This is a genomic window from Bacteroides sp. AM16-13 (genome assembly GCF_003602705.1).
GTDB classification, from domain to species: Bacteria; Bacteroidota; Bacteroidia; order Bacteroidales; family Bacteroidaceae; genus Bacteroides; species Bacteroides xylanisolvens.
The window spans coordinates 39,812-58,379 of record NZ_QTLK01000033.1; the positions used below are offsets into that span (position 1 = coordinate 39,812).

At 42.6% G+C, this 18,568-nt stretch carries 14 protein-coding genes; 5 read left to right on the forward strand and 9 right to left on the reverse strand.

Annotated features, from left to right (window positions below; genetic code table 11):
- Positions 1-13: 13 nt before the first annotated feature.
- From DW173_RS21075 to DW173_RS21090, 4 genes are read right to left on the reverse strand one after another with little or no spacing between them, the layout of a single operon-like run.
- A complete protein-coding gene (locus tag DW173_RS21075; RefSeq protein WP_004304773.1) occupies positions 14-3,100 on the reverse strand; it encodes a SusC/RagA family TonB-linked outer membrane protein in 3,087 nt (1,028 codons plus the stop codon).
- 5 nt (positions 3,101-3,105) lie between these two features.
- Positions 3,106-4,470, reverse strand: coding sequence for a BACON domain-containing protein (locus tag DW173_RS21080; protein ID WP_120145163.1), 1,365 nt, complete (start codon positions 4,468-4,470; stop codon positions 3,106-3,108).
- Between the two features lie 31 nt (positions 4,471-4,501).
- Positions 4,502-6,292, reverse strand: a complete 1,791-nt coding sequence (locus tag DW173_RS21085; protein WP_061447726.1) for a sodium:solute symporter family protein — start codon at positions 6,290-6,292, stop codon at positions 4,502-4,504.
- Between the two features lie 14 nt (positions 6,293-6,306).
- A complete protein-coding gene (locus DW173_RS21090; RefSeq protein WP_055235859.1) occupies positions 6,307-7,626 on the reverse strand; it encodes an FAD-dependent oxidoreductase in 1,320 nt (439 codons plus the stop codon).
- 330 nt (positions 7,627-7,956) lie between these two features.
- Here DW173_RS21090 and DW173_RS21095 point away from each other — a divergent pair, with 330 nt between their 5' ends.
- The gene (locus DW173_RS21095) at positions 7,957-8,979 is read left to right on the forward strand and encodes a LacI family DNA-binding transcriptional regulator (RefSeq protein ID WP_004313409.1); all 1,023 of its coding nucleotides are present in this window, start codon (positions 7,957-7,959) and stop codon (positions 8,977-8,979) included.
- 146 nt (positions 8,980-9,125) lie between these two features.
- Here DW173_RS21095 and DW173_RS21100 read toward each other — a convergent pair whose 3' ends face one another.
- Positions 9,126-9,329, reverse strand: coding sequence for a hypothetical protein (locus tag DW173_RS21100; protein ID WP_032811806.1), 204 nt, complete (start codon positions 9,327-9,329; stop codon positions 9,126-9,128).
- A gap of 436 nt (positions 9,330-9,765) precedes the next feature.
- On the opposite strand from DW173_RS21100, the gene DW173_RS21105 reads away from it, so the two are divergent.
- From DW173_RS21105 to DW173_RS21120, 4 genes are all read left to right on the forward strand, one after another.
- Positions 9,766-10,080 carry a hypothetical protein gene (locus DW173_RS21105; RefSeq protein WP_004304743.1) on the forward strand — a complete coding sequence of 105 codons (315 nt, stop codon included), beginning with the start codon at positions 9,766-9,768 and terminating at the stop codon, positions 10,078-10,080.
- Positions 10,081-10,091: 11 nt separating this feature from the next.
- Positions 10,092-10,382: a cell division protein ZapA gene (locus DW173_RS21110; RefSeq protein WP_004304741.1), complete on the forward strand. Its 291-nt coding sequence runs from the start codon at positions 10,092-10,094 to the stop codon at positions 10,380-10,382.
- 124 nt (positions 10,383-10,506) lie between these two features.
- Positions 10,507-12,042 (forward strand): ribonuclease Y, encoded by a 1,536-nt coding sequence (gene rny / locus DW173_RS21115; protein ID WP_004313412.1) that lies wholly within the window; start codon positions 10,507-10,509, stop codon positions 12,040-12,042.
- A gap of 64 nt (positions 12,043-12,106) precedes the next feature.
- Complete coding sequence (locus DW173_RS21120) at positions 12,107-12,859, forward strand: copper homeostasis protein CutC (protein ID WP_120145164.1); 753 nt, start codon at positions 12,107-12,109, stop codon at positions 12,857-12,859.
- 145 nt (positions 12,860-13,004) lie between these two features.
- On the opposite strand, the gene DW173_RS21125 is transcribed toward DW173_RS21120, so the two are convergent.
- The 4 genes from DW173_RS21125 to DW173_RS21140 form a co-directional block, all read right to left on the reverse strand.
- Complete coding sequence (locus DW173_RS21125; protein ID WP_118194612.1) at positions 13,005-14,219, reverse strand: sodium ion-translocating decarboxylase subunit beta; 1,215 nt, start codon at positions 14,217-14,219, stop codon at positions 13,005-13,007.
- 14 nt (positions 14,220-14,233) lie between these two features.
- Positions 14,234-14,665 (reverse strand): hypothetical protein, encoded by a 432-nt coding sequence (locus tag DW173_RS21130; RefSeq protein WP_008021027.1) that lies wholly within the window; start codon positions 14,663-14,665, stop codon positions 14,234-14,236.
- A gap of 395 nt (positions 14,666-15,060) precedes the next feature.
- A complete protein-coding gene (locus DW173_RS21135; protein ID WP_008775548.1) occupies positions 15,061-15,498 on the reverse strand; it encodes a hypothetical protein in 438 nt (145 codons plus the stop codon).
- Positions 15,499-15,580: 82 nt separating this feature from the next.
- On the reverse strand, positions 15,581-18,307 hold the full coding sequence (locus tag DW173_RS21140; RefSeq protein ID WP_087318301.1) for a transglutaminase domain-containing protein: 2,727 nt from the start codon (positions 18,305-18,307) through the stop codon (positions 15,581-15,583).
- Positions 18,308-18,568: the final 261 nt, after the last annotated feature.

Sequence of the window (18,568 nt, forward strand, 5' to 3'; positions counted from 1 at the left end):
TTTTCATACTCCATTAGAATTTGATATCCACTCCAAATGTATAAGTGCGTGTGATATAGGTAGAAGCGCCTGCTTCAGGGTCCCATCCCGAAAGATAACTATCAAAGCAGTATGGATCATCGATATTGACGTACACCCGAAGTCCCTTGATTCCGACTTTAGAGACGATTTTTTTAGGAACTGTATAGCCAACGTTGATATTCTTTATACGCATATAGGCACTACTCTTGAGCCAGTAATCCGACATTTTGTAGTTGTTGTATTCACCGCCCTGATGACTCAAACGGGGATAGCTGGCTGCCGCGTTCTGCTCTGCAGTGTTATATACACTCCAATAATTACGGCTGCCATTGTCGTTCAGAAGGACTGACGGAGCCGGAAGCCATTGTCCCTGCATGGGGCGAATCATACTCTCGGTGAGGCGTGAAAGTTGTTTCCCGACACCATTGAAGAGTAAGGAGAAAGAGAGACCTTTCCAGCCCAAACTAATAGAACCTCCATATAGATAGTGTGGCAATGAGCTGCCAAGCACTACGCGGTCGTATGTCTCATTGATAATTCCATCAGGAGTGCCGTCCGGACCGCTGACATCTACATATTTCACATCACCCGGTTTGGTAGAAGCCGAAAGCAGAGCGCTTTCACTGACTTCCTCTGCGGTCTGGAACAAACCTGCAGTTTTATATCCGTACCAGGAGTTATATTCTGCACCTTCAGTAATAATGGTACCATCGCTGTTAAACTGCTGCTTGCCGTTAAGATTATCTATTATAGACTTGTAATCAGAGATATTAAAACTTACCGCATAATTTACATCTCCGATACGGTCAGACCAGCCGAGTTTCACTTCCCAACCGCGGGTATGCATTTTACCTACATTCCTGTCAGGTGCCGAATAACCTGTAAACGACGGGATTGCCACTGACAAGAGCATATCTGTTGTCTTCTTATAATAATAGTCTGCGCTAAAGTCAAGACGATTGTTAAAGAAAGCGGCATCCACACCTATATCCCAGCTCTGTGTTTTCTCCCAATGGATATTCTCATACGCATAATCCTGTTGAGCGGCAGACATCGAAGATTGGGGCGTAGAACCTGCACTGTCATACATAATGGCATTATTGAACGAAATGTATGTCTGATAAGGATAATTTCCAATCCGCTCGTTACCGAGCGTACCGATAGAGGCACGGAACTTCAGATAGTTTATCGGGGTTATGTTTTGCATGAACTTCTCGTTAGAGATGACCCACCCCACCGATGCGGACGGGAAGAATCCCCAACGGTGATCCTTATGAAAACGTGAAGATCCGTCTTCACGAGCATTGAGCTGGAGGTAGTAACGGCTGTCGTAATTATACATGACACGGCCAAAAAATGAACGGTATGCATTCTGATAAGAATTGCCGGCTACGGCAAGAGCATTCTTGTTCGCCAAATCAAGATAAGGGAAAGAAGACAAAGACATATCGTTGGTCGATCCCGACATCGTTTCATACGTATAACTATAATCTTCATAACCGACCATGGCATTGAAGTTATGTACCTTGCTAAAGGTCTTGTCGTATGTAGCGATGAATTGTTTCTCCAATGATTTGATGTTACGGCGTTCTTCACTTAACGAATTGGAAGTATATCCCGAAACATATCCCAGCATAACATCGGTTTCGTATGCATCGTAAACAGGTATGGCTTTCTTCATCTCCTTGATCGAAACAGTTCCGACGGTAGGAGTCAGATTGGCAGTAAGGGTCAAATCTTTTATGGGCTTATAGCTCAACGAGAATTTACCGGTCATTGTGTTGGATACGGTCTTCTTCTCTCCGCCTTCCAATAAGGCGGCAAGCGTATTGCTAAGACTGCCGTCTTTACCGGGACCAACACGGCCGTCCGGATAAAGTCCTAAATAAATGGAAGGATACATATAAGCTGCACGAATCGGACTACCGGAAGTCGGATCATTTTTCGTGGCATAACGTACCGAGAAATCGATAGAACCGGAGAGCTTATCACTAATCTTCAGATTATTACGCGAACGGATAGAGATTCTTTCGTGGTTTGAACCTTTATAGATAGCGTCGGCATTTTCGTAGGTAGCGGAAGTGTGGCTCTTGATTACCTTGTTGCCATACGTCATGGTCAAGTTGTGCTTATGGCGCATAGCAGTATTCGAAAGAATAGCGTCTTTCCAATCATAGATAGGATATTGAATGGGATCATACCTGTTGTTGGTAGCATAGTTGTCGATGTAGTCCTGTGAATAGTTGGCAAACTCGCCTCCCGCAGGATTACCGGCATCGTTCCACGACCATTCGTTATACATTGTCATGTAGTGATAAGGGTCGGTCAGGAATTTCGGAAATTCGGTAGGAGAAGACAACGAAATCTCTCCGTTATAACCGATCGAAAGCTGTCCCTCGGTTGCCTCCTTAGTCGTTATCAAGATAACACCGGCAGCAGCACGGGCACCATAGATGGATGCAGAAGCCGCATCTTTAAGTACAGTAATCTGCTGTACGTCTTCGCTTGCTATATTATCGAGGCTACTGACCATCATACCATCGACAAGGATAAGCGGACTCGAATCAGACATTGTTGTCACACCACGCACCTGAACCGTAGCACTCGCTCCCGGCATACTGCTCGAACGGGTAACCGTCAGTCCCGGAATCAGTCCTTGCAAAGATTGTGAAAGTTGAGACGTACTCTGTTTCTCAATAAGCGAACTGTTGATTACACCGACCGCACCTGTAAGATCTTTCTTCTTTACAGATCCATAACCGATAACAACCGTCTCTTCAAGTTGTACAGCATCCTCTTTAAGTTTTATATTTACTACACTTTTACCATCCCATACCACAGTCTCGGTCACATAACCAAGATAACGGAATTCTATTGTATGGCCTGATTCAGCGCCATTGAGCGCATACTTTCCCGACATATCGGAGGTAGTACCTTTTGCATTGTCTTTATCGTGGATCACCACTCCGACAAGAGGACCATTGGCATCGCTAACGACACCCTTCATTACATTCTGTGCAAAAGCCAGATTGATTTGCAGGAAACATGCCAATAACAGGCTTAATATACTTTTTTTCATACTATTTATTCTACGATTTCAAGCAATACATGTTCGTTATATTCTCTGATTGCCTCACCTGTTTCAGGGTTACTCGGATGTTGCGCTGAAAAACGTGTCTGGCCGCTTGCGTGTGTACAGTCTATATACTTTCCAGCGAATTTGGCGCCATTAAGACATAGACGGCCTGCCTGTCCAAATCTTAACACAATCTCATCCATATCCTTAGTCGTGGTAAATATTCCTTCGGCAGGGATATATGCGCCATTGTTTTTTTCATCGAGCAACATTCCCGCAAAGTTGTAGGTAATAGTTGCCGAATAATTGATAGGTGCACCCGACAGTGTCTCTGTCGCACTTTCCTGAAGAGTCGAAGTCGGAAGAGCCGGTTTCCATTCTTCTCCATCCTTGAACTCGATCATCCAGTAGTTGGAACACATCGTTCCTAATTTGGTCACAAAATAGAAGTGTATCTTGGTACCGGCAGGAATGGTCGTACCTTTCATATCCCCATAGACATACCAATAATCACCCGGAATAGCTCCTGATACATACGGGTCACCATTACCACCTACGGCACGGCTGCATACGGCAGTCTGCGCTACATAACCTGTCCGGTCACATGCCCAATACTCAATCTTACCACTTCCGGCACTCGGAGCAAGATACTTGCCATTGGTTCCCGGGAATACAGACTGTGCCTCATCATCAGCAAATGTTCCACTTGTGTTGGCAGTTAAACTCTTCAAGTCCCAATCAGCCAAAATGCCCGAGAAAGCATCTTGTACAAGAGTATAGGTATAGTCTGTATCATCCTGGATGGTTACCGTTACTTTAATTGTCCTTTTGGCAAATGTCTTGTTCTCCGGGAAAGTAAGTTTAATATCACATTCGCCTACCCCATTTGCAGGAGAAACGGTCACATCCGCATCTGTACACACAGCCTTCCACTCTTTATCTCCAAAGACTTTGAACGAAGATTCTGTTGTAGTTGCGTCAATCGATTCGGTGATAGGACTGATACCTTTCGGAACAATCATCTTTTGGGTAATAACCAGCTTTAGAGGAGTTACATCATCGCCAATGAAACGAATGGCACCGACACGTGAACTAGTCGACGAATTTTCAGAGACTTTGATTGTAAACTTAGTAATCTCACCTTGTGTCTCATGCGAATCAACAACTGCCCAATGGCTATCGCTTCCATCGGTCTGGCAATCGTTATTGACTCTGTAATAGACATTAGATGAAAGGTCAACAGTGAAAAGCCCACCTTCTGCTTCTACATCAAGTGTCTTTGTCGCGAGTGTCATATACGGTTCATCCGAGTTATGACAAGATGCAAAAAGCACAAGCGACACACTTGCAAACAATAACATCTTTAGATTCATTTGATTAGTATTTAGGGTTATTAATAATTGACTAGCTAGACATTTTCAGACGTCTTGCATATATAATTCTGTATATCACATAAGCAAGTATCATGGCAATCATCAGTACGATACTTCCTATCACAATTCCTTTGACCGCAAGAGTCTTCGGATCGCCAGCAATAAGCAGACCTATCAGTAAGAGCGCAACGACACCAATGGTAATACAGAAGCAGTTAACAGCCAAATGCGAATAGATTAATACCGCTTTTTTCTCCTTTAATGTCGGTTCGCGATCGGCTTCAGGATCAGTATATTCACAAATGGCTTGATAACCATTATCTTCATACTTTTTACGTGCCGACCAAACTTCCATGATTGCAAGGATAAGTACAGGAAGTACACAACCGGCAACTGACTCTATAAGGCTTGGACTAATAACGGAGGCGGGAATTATGACGCGAGCCATAATACCAACGAGCCAGGTAAGAATCATTGCAGAAATAAGTTGGTTGCCTGTCAGCCGCTTCGAGAACAGTCCCCATATCGACGGAATATATAAAGGACACATCACCATAGTAAGAAGGGTTACTACCACCTTTTCGGCACCTCCGGCAAAAGGAATGAGCATTGACAGGGCAATTATCACAAGTCCAAAGACAAATGTGAAGAGACGTCCTACCTTGATACGCTTTTTCTCATCTGCCTGACGGTTTTTCTCTTTGTGTCCCCAAATATCATAGGTATATACATTGGCATATACATTCAAAATGCCCGAAACATTACTCAATGTAGCCGATAGCATCGCTGCCAACATCATGCCGACCATTCCTTTCATAAGCACGAGTTTGCTCATATTCACATAAGCGTGTTCGCCGTTGAAAGTCATTGTGGTTGCATCCAAATCAAGCGCAAGTCCGGGTTCCATCACACGATAAATCATGGTAGGAAGATACCAGATGAGAGGAGTGACGATATAAAGAAGTCCGATTAAATAAGTACTCTTTTTTGCGTCTCTTGCAGTAGGCACGCTTATGTATCGCTGTACAAACGGCCAGTCACCGCCAATCATGGACACATTGAGAAATATCCACAGTAAAAGCCACCCCCACGTATAGGTCGGAGATGTGCCCGAGAAGAATCCCGGTATCTCACTGGCCTTATCAATAAATGCACTTACGCCTCCAACTGCGTTAAATGAAAGAGGTATCATAAATACAACCACGGCCAGAAGTACTCCGAACTGAATTACATCAGTCATTAGTACCGCAAGAAATCCTCCGGCAATGGTGTATCCAAGAGCGATGGCACCAAGGATAAGAAGCGCCCACCAAATACTTAGGTAACCCATCGGTGAATCGCCCATCATACCTGTACTTGCAAAAATACTGCCACCATCGACTTTGATTAATGCACACATCACAACCGCTACCGCATACAGAGACACTGCCGTATGCACCGCACGGGCTATAATTCCTGAAATCGTATAAAAACTTACCGTGCGGTGTCCGAACCGGATGGTAAGGAACTCCCCCGGAGATTTAATACGTAGCTCCCTCCATTTGCCCGAGATCCATTTACCGACAATAAACGATGCTACGCCAAGACAAAGTGCAACAACTACCGCAACAAGTCCCGATTTATAAGCAACGCCTCCCCAAACGACAAAGGTACTTGCCGAGAAGATAGTCATGTAGGAAGAGACTCCCGACAGCCACCACGAAGAATTTCGCCCGGCAATAAACATATCTTCGGAGTTTTTGATTTTCCGGGACATCACAACACTCACGGCAATCAGTCCGAGAAAGTAGAGTAAAATAATAATATAATCTAACTGTTCCATATTCTGGTTCTTCTTTATATAATTGCTCCAAGTTTCTTCAATTCCTCTATGAGATTGTGAATATCAGCCTTTTGTACGGTCACACCTGCCTTTATACATTGTGCGGCTGCTACTCCTGCGGCTTGTCCTACCCCCATACAACTTGCCTGAACGCGAAGTGACGCAAAGGAAGTCTTATCAGCACTAATACAGCGCCCTGCTACGAGCAGATTCGGGAAATCTTCAGCTATAAGAGCGCGATAAGGTACATACGCCGCTTTTTTAAGGAAAGTTACGCTCTGTTCCGCACCTGCAGCGACATGGATATCTATAGGATGTGCGCCGCGTGATATGCTATCAGGATATTTATAAGCATTCACATATTCTTCTGCTGTAATGGTATGTACACCTTTGATACGACGTGTCTCACGAATACCGGCATGTACGGCGACGGTCGTCACATAACTGTTTTTAAACTCTTCAAAGTTCTCTTTAAAGATTCGTGCTATTTTAAATACGTCTTCCCGTAAGCGACATTCCGCTGCGGTAAAATTTCTATTATCAATGGCATTTCCTGCAGTACGGGTCATATTAACCGTTACTTCGCCCGGACGAAGAGTGGTGCAAAACCAAGGACCTCCGAATTCGGGGATACCAAGCTTCTCTTTCATTGCCAAAAGTTTCTCACGAACTGCAATGCAATGACAATTCTGCCCTTGTTTATTATGGTGCATGGCATCAATTATCATGGGCGAATCTGTATCCACACCGCCTAATATAAAATAAGTGGAAAGAGGTTGCAGCGGTTTACATTCATCTGTTTGCATCGGAACACCCGCCATAGCGGCAAGGTCACCATCCCCAGTGCAGTCGATATACATATCGGCACTAATGGCCTCTGTCCCATTCTTATTCTCAAAGAGGATACAGGATATTTTGCCGTCTTTTGCCTGACAACCGCTTAAGTAAGAGTGCATATACATATCCACGCCGGCTTCCAGCATCATTTGCTGGCATAAAAGCTTGTAAAGCTCCGGATCAAAAGCTACATTGCCAAGAGGTTTCTCAATGATACAGCCTCCCATCTTCTCCAGCCGTTCGATAAATTCCCATGGAATACCGCCTATCACCTTTTCACTATTATAGGTGAAAACACTCAAAGGAGTAACAAGCCCCATTGTAGCCATTCCACCTAAAAACCCATATTGTTCCACAACAGCAGTTTTCGCACCACTGCGAGCAGCCGCAATGGCCGCAATGAAACCAGCTGGTCCGCCACCGCAGACAACTACATCATAGTTGCCCACAATTGGAACCCGTTTCGAAATTTCTATACTTCGTACTTTCTTGTCCATGACCGTTTTTTATCCTTTAATTATTACCAATTCAAATAGATGGTAAACTTTGATGTGCTTTCGACCGCACTTATAAGAAAAGAGGTGTGTTTTCATAGTTCTTTTTCTTTAGTTCGACATCATGTTGATGTAGCAAAGATAAAGAACAAGAGCTTGAAAAAAAGTTTTTTCCTAACTCTTTTGCCTGCAAACGATTGCGGGAACGTTCCCAAAATCTGCAAACGTTACAAAAGCATTACACAAAGGCAAATGGGATTCGTATTTTACTCCAATATTAGGATTTATTGTTTGAAATCAATATCTTTGCTTTGATTTAAACAATCATTCAGCATGAAGTATATAACCATAAAAGACATCGCTCGACATTTGTCAATATCCGTCTCCACTGTATCTCGTGCATTGGGGGATGACAAGAATATCCGTAAAGAAACGAAAGAAAAGGTGATAGAAGCAGCTAAAAGATTGGGATATAGACCAAACCCTGTAGCAATCAACCTTAAATACGGACATACCAATACCGTGGGGGTGATCGTTCCTGAAATGGTTACGCCGTTTGCTTCACGAGTAATAAACGGCATACAAGAAGTGCTTCACACCAAAAATATAAAGGTGATTATTGCAGAGTCGGGAGGAGATCCGGAAAAAGAAAAAGAGAACCTGCAACTGATGGAAGGATTCATGGTGGATGGCATCATCATCTGTCTTTGCAGTTATAAAAGGAATAAGGAGGAATATGCTCGTTTGCAGCAAGCGGGAATGCCTATGGTGTTCTATGATCGTATTCCCTATGGACTTGAAGTTCCGCAGGTAATAGTGGACGATTATATGAAGTCATTCTTTCTCGTAGAAAGTCTGATCCGAAGCGGACGCAAACAGATTGTTCATATACAGGGACCGGACGATATTTACAACTCCATAGAACGTGTCAGAGGATACAAAGACGCTTTGGCTAAATTCGGGATTCCTTTTGATAAGAATAATATGCTGATAAAAACCGGTATGACTTTTGAAGAAGGGAAAAAAGCAGCGGATATATTAGTGGAAAGAAATATTCCTTTCAATGCTATTTTCGCTTTTACGGAAACATTGGCCATTGGAGCTATGAACAGATTAAGGGAACTTGGAAAAAAAATACCCGAAGAAATCGCCGTAGCCAGTTTTTCAGGAACTGAACTTTCCAACATAGTCTATCCCAAATTGACTACAGTAGAACCGCCTTTGTACCAGATGGGAAAAAAAGCTGCCGAACTTATTTTAGAGAAAATCAAAGATCCGGCATCTCCCAATCATTCAATCGTGTTGGATGCGGAAATCAAAATGCGTGCATCGACGCCACGTTTGGAGGTATATTAATGACTTATCTACCAGATATTATATCTTAATACTTTCCTGAAAAACATACCGAAGTTAAAAAGTTTGCTGAATAGTAATCTTATACGATACCAACAAAAAAGAAGAATTCAGATTTATATAGTTTTGAATCATTCAATGCTCTTTCTCTATAATACGTCCAATTCTTCCAGCTCCTTCACTTTTCTTCTGTATGGCCGATAAACAAGCAGTTTGTAGGTGAATAGCCGCCCCTTCACCTGCTCTTCATCGTGAATCAAATCAAATTGCAGCCTCCAGATTCCACCATTGAGTAAAATTAGTAAAGCTATTTCGTAATTAGTTTCAACCTTGTTTGAAACTAAAAGTTTCAAGGCGGGAAACACTTTGTTTCAAGTAGCGAAACGAAGTGTTTCTCGGTGTGAAACAGATTGTTTCAAGCCTTGAAACTATTTTTAAAACTACTCGCTACAGGTGAAGAGATGGTGAAATTGTTACTCTTCACCCGCAAACTCCTTATTCATCGAAGAGACAGAGAAAAGGTGAAAGAAGAAATAGAAAGATTGAAAATAAATACCCAGTAGAAAAATTTAATCGATTTTGTAATGATTCAGAATCGTACAAAAATGAATGACAATTCATTTTCAATTACTAATTCGCATTAATTTAAAATATACCATAATATTATAAGCAGTCTGTATTTGCTTCCTATGCAATACTCTACTTTCCCCTCCGTTCATAGCTAATTTAGACGAAAAAGAACATTTTCTCCCGAAAAGTTTTTGTAATATCAGAGTTAATCGTATTTTTGTGTACAATTTTGGTGTAGTGATGACAGAAGAAGAAAAAAAGTTATTGAATTCCTTTGAAACGCAACTACGGCATTTGATTTATTTGCACGATGAACTTAAGCGTGAAAATGCCGAGTTGAAGAAGCTTCTCGAAAATGAAAAGCTGAAAAACGAGAAGGTACAAGCTCAATACGATGAATTGGAAGTCAGCTATACAAACCTAAAAACAGCTACGGCAATCAGCCTTAACGGCAGCGACGTAAAAGAGACGAAGCTGCGATTGTCAAAATTAGTGCGTGAAGTCGATAAATGCATCGCTTTGTTGAATGAATAAGAAGAAGATGTATGAACGATAAAATAAAGATAAACCTGCAGATAGCAGACTCAAACTACCCGTTAACCATCAACCGTGAGGAAGAACAAATGGTACGGGAAGCCGCCAAGCAGGTAAATATCAGGCTTAATAAGTATCGGGAAGTCTATAAAAATCTGGAACCCGAAAAAATTATTGCCATGGTAGCCTATCAGTTCTCGTTAGAGAGACTGCAATTGATGCAACGTAATGATACCAGCCCCTATGTGGAGAAGGTAAAAGAACTGACAGAATTGCTGGAGGATTATTTTAAGGAAGAATAAATCCCCGACCGGCTATTCGCTGATAAGAGATAAAACAACCACGCACTGCACAATATCCAAGCAAAAATAATTGCTTTGATATTTGGCGGTGCGTTTTTATTTATATACTTAAATTAAATGTAGAATGATAGCAATAATAGCAACAGCAATTGCTTGCTTCATCGTAGGAGGAGTCCTTTCATATATACTATTCCGGTATGTACTGAAATCCAAATACGATAATGTCCTGAAAGAAGCGGAGACGGAAGCGGAAGTAATTAAGAAAAACAAGCTGCTGGAAGTGAAGGAGAAATTCCTGAATAAGAAAGCGGACCTTGAAAAGGAGGTAGCATTGCGGAATCAGAAGATTCAGCAAGCGGAAAACAAGTTGAAGCAACGTGAAATGGTACTTAGCCAGCGTCAGGAAGAAATCCAACGTAAAAAGATGGAAGCCGAAGCGGTAAAAGAGAACCTGGAAGCGCAACTTGTGATTGTTGACAAGAAAAAAGAAGAACTCGATAAACTGCAACAGCAGGAAATCGATAAACTGGAAGCAATCTCCGGATTGTCTGCCGAAGAAGCCAAAGAACGCCTGGTAGAATCACTGAAGGAAGAAGCTAAAACGCAGGCACAATCATTCATCAACGACATTATGGATGATGCTAAATTAACTGCCAGCAAAGAAGCTAAACGTATCGTTATCCAGTCTATCCAACGGGTGGCTACGGAAACTGCCATTGAAAACTCTGTTACAGTATTCCATATCGAATCGGATGAAATCAAAGGACGTATTATCGGACGTGAAGGACGTAATATCCGTGCTCTGGAAGCTGCTACCGGTGTTGAAATCGTTGTAGACGATACTCCGGAAGCAATCGTTCTTTCTGCCTTCGACCCGGTTCGCCGTGAAATTGCCCGTTTGGCCCTGCATCAGCTTGTGACTGACGGACGTATCCATCCGGCCCGTATCGAAGAGGTGGTAGCTAAAGTACGCAAACAGGTGGAAGAAGAAATTATCGAAACGGGTAAACGTACGACCATCGACTTGGGTATCCACGGTCTGCATCCTGAATTGATCCGTATCATCGGTAAGATGAAATATCGTTCTTCATACGGTCAGAACTTGTTGCAGCATGCACGCGAAACAGCCAATCTTTGTGCTGTGATGGCATCAGAACTGGGACTGAACCCGAAGAAAGCAAAACGTGCAGGTTTGCTGCATGATATTGGTAAAGTGCCTGATGAAGAACCAGAATTGCCACACGCATTGCTGGGTATGAAACTTGCCGAGAAATACAAAGAAAAACCGGATATCTGCAACGCTATCGGTGCTCACCATGACGAAACAGAAATGACCAGTCTGCTGGCTCCTATCGTACAAGTATGTGATGCCATCTCCGGTGCACGTCCGGGGGCACGCCGCGAAATCGTAGAGGCTTATATCAAGCGTCTGAACGATCTCGAACAGCTAGCAATGGCTTATCCGGGTGTAACAAAGACGTATGCTATCCAGGCAGGACGCGAACTCCGCGTTATCGTTGGTGCAGATAAGATTGACGACAAGCAGACAGAAAGCCTGTCAGGTGAAATCGCCAAGAAGATCCAGGATGAAATGACTTACCCGGGACAAGTGAAGATTACCGTCATCCGTGAAACACGTGCGGTAAGTTTCGCTAAATAACGTAACGATTCAAAAGAAGATTCATATAAGGGCGAAGAAATTCGCCCTTTTTTAATACACGACTATGGGAAAGTATCAATTTGAGATTTGTACCAATTCAGTGGAAAGTTGCCTGGCCGCACAGAAAGGTGGTGCAGACCGTGTGGAACTGTGTGCCGGAATACCGGAAGGTGGAACAACGCCCTCCTATGGTGAGATCGCCATCGCAAGGGAAGTACTGACTCATACCCGCCTGCACGTTATTATCCGGCCTCGTGGAGGAGATTTTCTGTATTCGGATATCGAAATCCGGACAATGCTGAAAGATATTGAAATTGCACGGAAATTAGGGGCAGACGGAGTGGTATTCGGTTGCCTGACAGCAGAGGGTGAAGTAGACTTGCCAGCAATGCAGAAACTAATGGAAGCTGCTCAAGGGCTATCTGTGACTTTTCACCGGGCATTTGATGTATGCCGTAACCCGCAGAGAGCATTGGAACAGATCATCAAACTGGGATGTAACCGTATTCTGACTTCCGGCCAGCAACCTACGGCTGAACAGGGAATCCCCCTTTTAAAAGAGTTACAGAAACAGGCTGCCGGAAGAATCACATTACTCGCCGGATGCGGAGTAAATGAAAATAATATCGCACGCATTGCCGCAGAAACCGGAATCAACGAGTTTCATTTCTCGGCACGTGAAAACATTCAAAGTGAGATGAAATTCAGAAATGAAGCCGTCTCTATGGGAGGCACGGTACACATCAACGACTACGAACGAAATGTAACTTCCATACGAAGAGTAAAAGAAACGATTGATGCCGCTTTACATGGATAAATATGGCAGCAAGGGATGAGATATCGTCTCATAATAGTACTAATACAAGACAGAAATGGTGAACATACAGCTTTTAAGCCTTTTGTTCACCATTTCTTTTTTGCATCATTACTAACAGTATCTCAAGAAACTGTTATACTTTTATTTATAAATATGGAATTATCGTAATATAAATACCAGTAATAATAGCCGAAGTAATTACGCCCGAGATATTAGCTCCCAAGGCATCTCCCAGAACAAATGAGTCCGGATTATCTTTGCTTACAATCTTTTGTGCAACCTTCGCGGTAGTGGGTACACAGCTAACAGCTGCAATACCGATTACCGGATTGTAATTACCCCGTTTAATAATATACATGATATATCCTCCGATTATTCCTCCGATACCGGAAAGTAATAATGCAACAATACCTAATACTAGTAGTTTCAAAATCTTCGGATCGAGCAACAGATGTGCATCACAAAGTACACCGAGCAGTACGCCCAACATAAAAGTGGAACCATAAAGCAACGGACCACTCACAAAATCATAGATATGTTTCATACCCGACTCACGAACAGCAACACCCAGGAACAAAGAGAAAAACAAAGGAGAAGCTACCGGGAACAAGAAACAGAGAATAGCACAAAGAACAGCAGAGAAAGCCAGTTTCACTTTAGCATCGTAATTCTTCGGAGCTTTCTTTGTCACCATCTTAATAGCGCGGAAGCGTTTGGGAACCAACAGTTTTACCAAGTAAGGATAGCCTCCATACGTCAAGCCCAAATAAAGATAGGCAACCACCGTAATAGGAACAAAGAGATGTTTTGCCAATGCCAACGAAGTAAACAACACCATTGGTCCGTCGGCTCCACCCACCATAGCCACAGATGCACTTTCTTTCAGAGTCAGACCAAGAGCAGAAGCAATAGGTACTGTCAGGAAAGTGCCCAGCTCTGCGCACAAAGCCAGGAATATACTTGCAAATGGTTTCTGAAGCAGGAAGCCGACATCCAGAAGCGTCCCGATACCCATAAAGACAAAACAAGCTATCAACCCGTTACTAAACGTCAGGGTATAAACAGGTTGCAGGAAATCTATCTGCATAGTATTCATTAATTGATCCGTATCTGAAAGCATCGGATCGAGAAAGAGATTACCCAGTGTACCGTCGGGCATAATGAGGGTTCCGCAGTTGATAGCTACCATTCCCAGTCCCATCGGAATCATTACCATCGGTTCGAGTATACCTTTCCAGCCTAAATAGATCAGTAACAAACCGAGAAGTACTAAAAAAACTCTTGCAGAAGCAAGCACCCATCCGCTTGCTATCATTGTACCAATACCTTGAAACAAGGTAGCAAAATCTATATTTTCCATAAATTAGTTTTCTTTTATTGTTTGTTGTTAGTAAGTTTCTTTGAGTTCTTCTTATTGACATGTGCCTGCTCTTCTTCCCGAAGAAAGAATTCGCGGGTATCCTGTGAATAATAATAATTCATCAGATTATTTTCAGAAGCTCCCGGACTCACGCCATGATAATAGCCGGAATAGCCAGTAAAGTTTCTGTCGATCCCCTTACTGTAATCTTCACGGAAATCTCCCAAAGCATCTTCATCTGCAATGGGAATCTGTCGGACTAATCTCTCCACCTTTTGCCGATGCTGACGCCAGCGTCGCAAACGGAGTAGCTCCAAACGGTGAGAACTATAAAAATCAAATGAATCGGCCGCATAGGCAATCAACTTAATGACCGCAGCGACAAAAAAACCGATGAGGAACGTAAGCCCCATCATCGCAAGAGTAGATAGTAATAAATGAATCATAGTAATATAAAAAATTAGGTTGTATAATCTTATTCAAAAAAAGAAGAGGCGCCCAATGGTAAAACCATTACAAAATTTAGACACACATGAAAGTTAATCCCATTGGGCCTTCCTCATCACCATATAGAAGCAATCGGCGGATAACACTTGCCTGAAACCACTTCGGTATATATCCTTGCTTTTATACGACGTAACTCCCGTTTCACAACGGGAACACAATATTTTAATCCTTAAAGACAGGCACATCAATATCCGTCCTTTGTTCCAAGTCATAGGAAATACATTCTTTGTTTTCCATGTTAACATGAATAAAACTAAGATAATAAATAAAGGAAATGATGGTAGATGGAGGAGCTGAATAGGCACCTCACCTTACCCAAAGATAAGAATATAGTCTAAATGAGAATATGCGCCAATGTATAGACGTAATACTTACACGAATATTTAGTGTAATTGACATCAAGGCCGGTATGCCCCAAACGATTCTCCGGAAGCATAACATTCAGAGAGCTCAATATCTGTATAATGACAGTATTGGTATTGAACTTCAGGTTCTTGAAAGGAACAATGCTCCTCGGAAAAGAGATATTGTCAAAAATGCAGTCACTAACTTTGCAATTGGATGTCTCGTCAACAAACTGCGAATGAGAATCTTTACCTGGCTTGTCGAAGCCGGCAGAAGAAACGCAACAGCATGACACTGCTTCATATCGCATGTCATTAGACGAGGTTTCAGTTTTTTTCTGAAATCCCTGCAATTCTTTATTGGAAACATTACTAAATCCCAATACCAGAAATGCACATGCTAATATGCAAAAAATGTACTTAGTCATAATTTGCTGCAAACGTAATCATTCTTTTCCGAAAAAACGCATTAAGGGCAAGAATTAACGATTATTGCATACCTCCTCTTTTCTACAACCCATGTACAACTTTCATCAATTGCTCACCCAAACCGATTGTATATCCTTGAGAAACAAAGACTACCCTATTAAATGTATCTGCAATGATAAACACCGGCAGAATAGAATTGTTTAAATTCATAGCCTGTACAATTTCTTTGCGGATGCTGTCATCGACATCAATACCGTAGGTGATGGTAGACGGAAGTCCTTTGAATTCGTCGGCATTAAATTTCTTGTATTGTTCTTCCGAAGGGAAAAGAAAGACCATCTTACGCCCCCATTGTTCGAAGTCATTGCCCAAAGCGGCTATATCTCTTAGTGCATGATTGGTAGGTTCCTGCCCCACTCCAAGCACAGCTACTACAAAATATCCACGTCCACAGGTTTGCAGAATACTCCGTTGTTCAGTGCTGTCAACCGGACGATAGGTCGCTTCCGAATTAAAATTGCCGATCACTTGCACCTGATCTTTGCTTTCACGCATCACAAGGTCAACGGTGGTTGTCTTACCGGGTTCTATAGTAAAAAATGTACTGTTGGAAAGCACCGCGCCACTTGCCAACCGAGTTCCGGTCACCATCATATAATAGCCTTCATCAAGCTCTCTCCCATATTTTAATAAATTACGCCAGGTAGTTCCATCCCCCATATCCGTCTCTCCTTCGTCATAATTAAGCAACTGGAATGTGCCGTTTTTAAACTTGGAAAGAGTGAAATGCGAATAATATTTAGGATCTTCCACAGAGCGGATAGGAGTATAAGTAGCTTGCAATACTCCCTTTCGAGACTGTGCAGCTTCTGCCGTATCGAAGTTGACATCTTCCTTTGCAAATTCTTCATTTAGAATCTGCACCTTTCCGGTCACTTCATCAATCCAGGCAGCGGACGCCCATCCCATGCTCCGGTAAGCTGCCACAAAGAATATATCACGCGACTTTTCATCAGCCACCCGTGCTTTCCATACTCCCATCGGAGAGATAGGAATCTGTTGAGAATTCAGTTCATTATTGATTTTAATCTCTTTTCTACACCATTCTATTAATACTTTGGGATCACGTTTCATGCTATCGGGCACAGACTGGTACACTGTTTTTTCAATGGCTTCACGAAGTTCCTTTTTATAAGGAGTCAACATCTCATTGGCTATACGAGGAGGATTGAGGTACATTCTTTTAAATAAATCAGTCTCTATCTTCTCCCAATCCGAGATATTAGTCAGCAGATGATCATTCAATACATCCAGAGTTACATCACGGAGATCTTTAGCCGAAAGACTCTCTAATATCCATATAGCCCGTATTTCTTCCCATGAAATAGCGTCTTTCTCTTTTCGGATAGCTGAAAGGAAGTCTTTCAAGGTTTGGTGGTTTCCTCGCGAAGCAACCAGGAAGTTTACTAATTTTTCTTTCTTTTCCGATTGTAAGGTATTTCCATATAGTTGATCTATCCACTCTTTGGCCTGTTTTTCCGTCATCATTGTTGCTACATACGCATTGCGGATTGAATCTTCCTGCGCCATCCGCCGATCATTTTCCGCCCGTTGTTCGGGAGTGACTTCGGGAATATTCGCTCCTTCCACCGGAGGTACAAGATCCATTGGCAAGGAATAGGCTTCACCTTCTTTCCTATTTAAAGAGAGTTGCAATGCATCATCTTTTCCAAATGAGATTTTGGCATAACCAAATTGTCCGTTGCGGGATGCCCAAACCAACATATCTCCTTTACCGGCAGTCAGGCTGGCTTTCCCCTCTGCATCTGTATATTTCGTGGCTACTGTATAGAACTCCGCATAATTGTATATCTTAAATTCGACTTTGGCATCTGCTACCGGTTGACCGTCGGCATCCGTCACCGTTACGATAGCTTTGGCAGTAGGGGCATAATTATCAATCACATTAATTTCTGTGTAATTGGGTGTCTCAAGCATAATCTCTTCCGGACCATTGTAACGTCCGAAAACCTTAGTATGCATCAACATTCCCCGACTGGCAGGGGAATTAAACCATCCCAGGTTCAAAACCGGTTCCGGTTCACAAGCTCCAAAGAAGTACCAATGTCCATCCGCCCATGCTTCCACCCAAGCATGATTGTCATCCGTATGCGCCCAGCGGGGCGTATACACTTGCCGTGCCGGAATACCGACTGCCCGGAGCGCAGCCACCGTAAATGTAGACTCTTCGCCACAACGTCCATACGCTGTTTTGACAGATGCCAATGGTGAGCTGGTGCGCGCATCACTCGGACGATAGACCACTTTCTCGTGACACCAGTGGTTCACCTCTAATATCGCGTCTTTCATCGGCAGTCCCTTCACCCTGTCTTTTAGTTCATCATAAAACACACGACGGGAATCATCCAGATTCTCGTTATTCACCCGGATCGGCAGAACAAAATGACGGAACACTTCATCGGGAATCTCTTTGCCCCAAGGCATCTCGCCACGTGTCTGCTTCGACAGCCGGACATTCTCCAAGTAATAATCTCCCGGATAGTCCGTCACATCCCCTATCGGCATATAAGCGTAGAGAAACATCAATGCTTCGCGCTCGTACACTGACAGAGCGGAATCACCAAAGATTGCAAATAAATCTCCATGAGGAAGTGCCTGTTTTTTCTGCTCAAAGTCTTGAGCTACTTGATTCCGGTAGGATTCTTCTTTGAGGAAGTGAACATTGTTACAAGCAAACAGTACAATCGACAAAATCAGGACGCACAAAAGATGGGTGAATGTTTTCATATAAGTGTTTGGTTTATTCTATTAATAAGGTTGCTGACTGACAAAAATAGAAGAATATTTTCTGAATACCTAGATAAGTACATAAAAATGTGATAGATAAGAATAATATTGTCATTGATGGGAAAATCCGGGAATTTTGTAACAGGTTTGTAATATAGACCGTGTTCGAACCCTTATAAAAAGAAAATTCAAAAGGAAAAGAAGATTTTTATGTTTTACAGCATATAATTCGAAAACAATTTGTATCTTTGCAGTGTTATT